Origin of the sequence: Porphyromonas sp., from assembly GCF_030529325.1 — a bacterium.
GTDB lineage: Bacteria > Bacteroidota > Bacteroidia > Bacteroidales > Porphyromonadaceae > Porphyromonas_A.
This window is the reverse complement of the sequence record NZ_JAUMXC010000072.1, coordinates 1-6,137: the sequence shown is the minus strand read 5'-3', so window position 1 is coordinate 6,137 and position 6,137 is coordinate 1. Positions and strand designations below refer to the sequence as shown.

The window sequence follows — 6,137 nt, the reverse complement described above, 5'->3', positions numbered from 1 at the left end:
CTTACCTCAAAGTTAAGGACTAATGGGGCTTACACACTTTTTTAGGACAGTATCTCGATTCATTAAGGTAGGCACCTTGTTCTGGAAGCTTAAGAATCTGAATAATGAATTGACCTAAAAAAGACTTTTGCACACAAAATGATCAGATCTATCAATACCAAAAGAAAAAACAGCTAGGAGATACAAGCAATATCTCCCAACTGTTCTCTGTATTATGGTCTTATTCTTACTCTATCGTTGTTACTCTCTGTAGATACTCACGATCTGCAGACCACCCCAAAGCACTTGCTCCTAGGATAGCAGCATCACTTTCTTTCAGTTCAGACATCAAAAGCTTTACTTTCCCTTTGTAGATATGTAGTAAGTTTTCCTCCATACTACGTCTTATAGGATCCATAATAAGTGCACCGGCCTGTGCTAAACCTCCAAATAATATGATAGCTTCCGGGCTGGAAAAAGCGACGGCATCAGCAAGGGTTTCCCCAAGGATACGACCTGTAGTCTCAAATATCTCCAATGCCAAACTATCCCCCTTCAGAGCAGCGTCATAAACATCCTTTGAAGTGATCGTCTCGACATCAAGTTCACGGAGTAAACTAGCATCTTCTCGAGTCCTCAAAAACTCCTTAGCCGTACGAGTTACCCCCGTTGCAGAAGTGTATGTCTCGAGGCATCCTTTGCGACCACAGCCACAAATACGACCATCTCGTCTCACAATAACATGTCCCAATTCCCCAGCAAAACCATCATGTCCATAGACAAGATTTCCTCCGATAACGATTCCACTTCCAACTCCGGTTCCCAATGTAATTACGATGAAATCTTTCATTCCCCTCGCAGCACCGTAAGTCATCTCCCCTATCGCCGTCGCATTAGCATCATTCGTGATAGCAACCGACAGTCCTGTCTTCTCAGACAACAAGTGTGCAAAAGGGATACGCTCTTTCCAATTAAGATTTGCCGCGTTCTCTATCGCTCCAGTAAAATAGTTAGCATTAGGTGCTCCAACTCCAATTCCTTTGATAAGATGTTGGCCACCAACTTCTTCGATGAGAGGGATGAGGGCATCTCCAAGCTCATCGATATAATCCGAGACTTTCGCATGTGTAGAGGTCTTTATTTTTCCACTGGCAAGAACTGTTCCACGTGCATCTACAACACCGAATACGGTATTGGTACCTCCCACATCTATACCTATGACATATGGTTTTTCAGCTACCGAAATCATACATCAGCCTCCTTTCTTTATTTCTCTGACAAATGTGCGACTATCACCTTGAGCAAGGGGAAGTATAAGCATATCTGCAACATTGAGGTGCTCGGGAGCTGAAATAATAAAATACAGACACTCGGCAATATCGTCTCCTGAAAGCGGTTGGTATCCATCATAAACATGCTCTGCACGTTCACTATCACCATGAAAGCGAACAGTAGAAAACTCAGTGTTCACAGCTCCCGGAGCTATCTGAGAGACCTTTATCCCCTTCCCGACAAGATCTACTCTCATTCCCCTAGTCAAAGCATCAACAGCGTGCTTTGTTGCACAATAAACATTCCCATTGCCATAGACTTCCTTTCCTGCGATAGAAGCAACATTGATAATGTGTCCATGCCCTTGTTCTATCATATAAGGAATGATAGCCTTGGATACATATATGAGTCCCTTGAGATTGGTGTCGATCATGATCTCCATATCCTCCATGTCTGCTCTATCAAAAGGATCCAAACCTGAAGCCAATCCGGCATTGTTAACCAAAACATCTATATGACTAAAACCATCAGGCAAAGTTTCAAAAGCCTTGCGCACTGCTTTTAGATCTCTGACATCAAGGGTAATGCAGAAGACTTTGGCGCCAACCTGTTCGAGTTCCTCCTTCATAGCCAGCAAACGCTCGGTACGTCTAGCCGCCAATATCAATTTCCCACACCCTTCCTTTGCGAGCTTTCTTGCAGTGGCTTGTCCTATGCCGGATGTAGCCCCCGTAATCAAAGCACACATAGATTTAAGATCTCTCATAGCTATAGTTTTTCAAATTATTACTTTTAGTCTAAGCACATCAAAGATACATATAAAGAACGAAAAGAGGAAGCATACATGCGTATATGCTTCCTCCTCTTAAAACAGAACAAAGTAGAAGTTATCTATGGTAATGGAATCATATCAAAACCTGTGTATGGACGGAGAGCCTCAGGAATACGAATGCCTTCCGGAGTCTGATTATTCTCCAAAAGAGCAGCGACGATGCGCGGCAAAGCCAATGCACTACCGTTCAGCGTATGACATAGCTCCGTCTTACGATCAGCGTTACGGTATCTACACTTGAGACGATTAGCTTGAAAACTTTCAAAGTTAGAGACAGAGCTAACTTCCAGCCACCTGTCCTGAGCCATCGAATAGACCTCAAAGTCAAATGTCAGAGCTGAAGTAAAACTAATATCTCCCCCACAAAGTCTCAATATACGCCAAGGCAGTTCAAGCCTGGAAACAAGTCCTTCAACATAGTTCACCATTTCTTTTAGGGAATCGTAGGAATGTTCAGGTTTGTCGATCCTTACGATCTCAACTTTGTCAAACTGATGCAATCGATTCAACCCTCTGACATCCTTTCCATAACTTCCGGCTTCTCTCCTGAAGCACGCAGAATATGCAGTTACTTTTACCGGAAGCTCTTTCTCTTCGAGGATTACATCCCTAAATATGTTCGTTACCGGTACCTCAGCAGTAGGAATAAGGTACAAGTTGTCAGCTCCGACGTGATACATCTGCCCCTCCTTGTCCGGTAACTGTCCTGTACCATAACCGGAGTCTTCATTCACCACATAAGGGGGCTGTACCTCAAGATAACCGGCCTCACGAGCACTGTCCAAAAAGAAATTGATCAGAGCTCTCTGCAATCTGGCGCCATAGCCCTTGTATATAGGAAATCCTGCTCCTGTAATCTTTACACCGAGTTCAAAGTCAATAAGATCATATTTCTTGGCCAACTCCCAGTGTGGGAGCATCGTTTCTTTATCAAGTGCTGGCATTGTGCCGCCACTCTTTTCTATGATATTGTCCTCTGCAGTCTTACCCTGAGGGACCTCCAAAGATGGAGCATTGGGCAACTGAACAACAAGAGAATGAAGCTTATCCTCCAGCTCCTTTTTTGATACCTCGAGCTCTTTTGTGCGTTCCTTAAGTTGAGCGACCTTTGTTTTGGCCTCTTCAGCAAGTTCTTTCTTTCCCTCACGCATGAAAAGCCCAATTTCTTTTGAGAGTTTATTCTGCTCCGAAAGAGCATCATCCAGCGCCCTTTGGGTGGCACGTCTACCCTCATCAGTAGCCCTTATTTCCTCAATGATAGGAGCTGCATCTATATGCTTTATGGCCAATCTACGGACGGCCTCTTCTGTATTTTCGAGGAGGTATTTTGTTGTCAGCATAATACTATATCTCTATCTCTGTTTGGATTTTTACAAATGCCGCTGATCCAACGACAAGTACAAAGGTAATTATTATTCTTATTCCTAACTTGCTTTAGGTACAATAATTATAAAAGACAAAGAGGGTCCGGTACCAATGCTAGAAAGCGAAGTACCGAACTCCTCTTACCTTATGTGCAGCGATGTAGGCAGCTTCACAGATGCCCGGCATCTTTTTAGTACTTACGTACCATCATGCAACTTAGTCTAGATTGTGTGAAAGGGAAATTTTGATTTGACTAAATCAACATGTGGCACCTCTCCAACCCTCGAGAGAGATACAGAATGCACGTGGATGGCAGGTCTTCTGACTGACCTCTACATGACACGCCTTCCCATCTACTCAAGATCATCTCAAAATGAGAATATACTCTCTTTCAACAGTGGCATAGTGTGTCCTGCAATGGAGGCTTCACAGCAGCGGGACTGTACGAGAATCTCACTCGTTTCCCTTTTAACCCACACAGACGAATGCCTGCGCAAGCACCATCGGTACAAAGTTAGCAATATTCTAATAGATAAAGCAAATTATATTATCACTTTTTCTTCAATATACACCTGTATAAGTGCGAGGGGTGATTTTTTTCATTTCTTCCTTGATAACCTCTGACACGTCCAAAGACTCTATAAACTCGACCAGACGTCCGCCAGTCAACTTTTCATTGGTACGAGTTAGAGTCTTTAGAGCCTCATATGGATTGGGATACCCCTCTCTTCGAAGAATTGTCTGCAAGGCTTCCGCAACTACAGGAAGAGCAGAGTCAAGGTCACGGAGCACAGCATCTTCATTGAGTAATATCTTGTCAAATCCCTTCTTGAGACTTGAGAGGGCAATCATTGAGTATGCAAAAGGCAAGCCCATGTTTCTCATCACAGTCGAGTCTGTAAGGTCTCTCTGAAGCCTTGATATAGGCAACTTGTGAGCCAGGTGTTCACACATAGCTATAGCAAGACCGAGATTTCCCTCTGCATTTTCAAAGTCTATAGGATTGACTTTGTGAGGCATTGCAGAAGATCCTACTTCCCCTTCTTTGATCTTCTGCTTGAAGTACTCCATGGATATATATTGCCAAATATCCCTTGAGAGATCAATAAGTATCACAAAGATACGCTTCATGGAATCAAACAAAGCAGCAAGATTATCATAGTTGGATATCTGTGTCGTATACTCTTCAAGCTGCAAACCAAGAGATTTCGATGCGAACTTGCGGGCAAAGCCTCTCCAGTCAACATTAGGATATGCTACATGATGAGCATTCATATTACCTGTAGCCCCTCCAAATTTAACAGTGTGAGGGATAGCCTCCAAGAGATTGATCTGTTGCTCGAGCCTGTAAGCAAAAACTTTGAATTCCTTACCCAACTTGGTTGGAGAGGCAGGCTGTCCATGAGTCTTAGCGAGCATAGGAATATCTTTCCACTCGTCAGCGCAGTTATTGACCTTCTCGACAATTCCTTTCAACATCGGTAGCCAAACTTCATCAATGGCACGCTTCAGCATTACCGGTTGAGCTGTATTGTTTATATCTTGCGAGGTCAGTCCAAAGTGAACAAACTCTCTCGCTGCATCAATAGAAGTACCTTCGATACGTTCCTTTATAAAATACTCTACTGCCTTTACATCATGGTTTGTAATACCTTCTATCTCCTTTACTCTGAGAGCATCTGCTTCAGAAAAGTTTTCCACGATGCTACGTAGCTGTTGGCGTACCTCCTCCTTAGACAGCTCCTCTGACACCACAATCGTCTCACTAAGAGCAATGAGGTATTCGATCTCCACATGAATGCGGTATTTGATGAGAGCAAACTCAGAGAAATAATTGCCAAGCACTGATGTCTGTCTGCCGTAACGTCCATCTATAGGCGTCACAGCGGTCAATGAAGAAAGATTCATTTTAGATATATGTTATCGATTAGATTGTTAAGTAAATAAATTCGATGATTGGGGTGTAAAATATACACCATTCCGCTCACATCTCTGTACTGTTCAGAACAATAAAACAAGAGAGGACATGTCTCCATAGCGAAGGCATATCCTCTTTGTGTCTTTGGACTAAGCAGGGAGCAATATCTTTCCTGCCTTACTCCTCGAACAATTGTAGATTAGAAACTGCGACGCTCGCGGATTCTTGCTTTCTTACCACGCAATTCGCGGAGGTAATATAGCTTAGCACGACGCACACGACCCACCTTGTGAAGAGTGATTTCCTCAATAAATGGAGAGTCCATAGGGAAGATTCTCTCAACACCTACGCCATTAGAAATCTTACGTACAGTAAATCTCTTCTTGTCACCATGACCTGAGATCCTGATGACATCACCACGGAAGATCTGGATACGTTCCTTGTTACCTTCCTTGATACGGTAGTGTACAGAGATAGTGTCACCGCTCTTGAAAGGAGTATGCTCCTTTCCGCTCTTAAACTCTTGTTCGACAAGTTTAATAAAATCCATAATTTCAGTTTTGCTTTATTGATTAGTCAAATACTAAACGCAATATACACAGGTCTCACATACTTTCCTGTCAGAGATTACGCAAAGCGACCACAAATTTACACATAATATTCTGATTTTCCAACTTGTACTCATATCATCAAAAGATACCAAGGTATATTCTTATCCAATAGTGTCCTAAATGTTTGTATTGGGGCTTAAGAATGCAGGAGAGTCACTTC

General features: G+C 42.9%; 5 protein-coding genes and 1 riboswitch. All 5 genes read right to left on the bottom strand.

What is annotated here, in order from left to right; translation table 11 throughout:
• Window positions 1-226: 226 nt before the first annotated feature.
• Window positions 227-1,228, bottom strand: a complete 1,002-nt coding sequence (locus tag Q4A14_RS08525) for an ROK family protein (RefSeq protein WP_303171428.1) — start codon at window positions 1,226-1,228, stop codon at window positions 227-229.
• Between the two features lie 3 nt (window positions 1,229-1,231).
• Window positions 1,232-2,017, bottom strand: a complete 786-nt coding sequence (locus Q4A14_RS08520) for an SDR family NAD(P)-dependent oxidoreductase (protein ID WP_303171427.1) — start codon at window positions 2,015-2,017, stop codon at window positions 1,232-1,234.
• Between the two features lie 125 nt (window positions 2,018-2,142).
• Window positions 2,143-3,423, bottom strand: coding sequence for a serine--tRNA ligase (gene serS / locus Q4A14_RS08515; protein ID WP_303171425.1), 1,281 nt, complete (start codon window positions 3,421-3,423; stop codon window positions 2,143-2,145).
• Between the two features lie 318 nt (window positions 3,424-3,741).
• Window positions 3,742-3,968, bottom strand: a riboswitch (cobalamin riboswitch).
• Window positions 3,969-4,009: 41 nt separating this feature from the next.
• Entirely contained in the window at window positions 4,010-5,356 is a 1,347-nt protein-coding gene (gene purB / locus Q4A14_RS08510) for an adenylosuccinate lyase (RefSeq protein ID WP_303171424.1), read from the bottom strand.
• Window positions 5,357-5,565: 209 nt separating this feature from the next.
• A complete protein-coding gene (gene rplS, locus Q4A14_RS08505) occupies window positions 5,566-5,916 on the bottom strand; it encodes a 50S ribosomal protein L19 (RefSeq protein ID WP_303171423.1) in 351 nt (116 codons plus the stop codon).
• Between the last annotated feature and the right edge of the window lie 221 nt (window positions 5,917-6,137).

Bases quoted from the DNA above. Each gene is read 5' to 3' on its own strand.
- purB (WP_303171424.1), bottom strand. From the start codon at position 5,356: ATGAATCTTTCTTCATTGACCGCTGTGACGCCTATAGATGGACGTTAC.
- Q4A14_RS08520 (WP_303171427.1), bottom strand. From the start codon at position 2,017: ATGAGAGATCTTAAATCTATGTGTGCTTTGATTACGGGGGCTACATCC.
- serS (WP_303171425.1), bottom strand. From the start codon at position 3,423: ATGCTGACAACAAAATACCTCCTCGAAAATACAGAAGAGGCCGTCCGT.
- Q4A14_RS08525 (WP_303171428.1), bottom strand. From the start codon at position 1,228: ATGATTTCGGTAGCTGAAAAACCATATGTCATAGGTATAGATGTGGGA.
- rplS (WP_303171423.1), bottom strand. From the start codon at position 5,916: ATGGATTTTATTAAACTTGTCGAACAAGAGTTTAAGAGCGGAAAGGAG.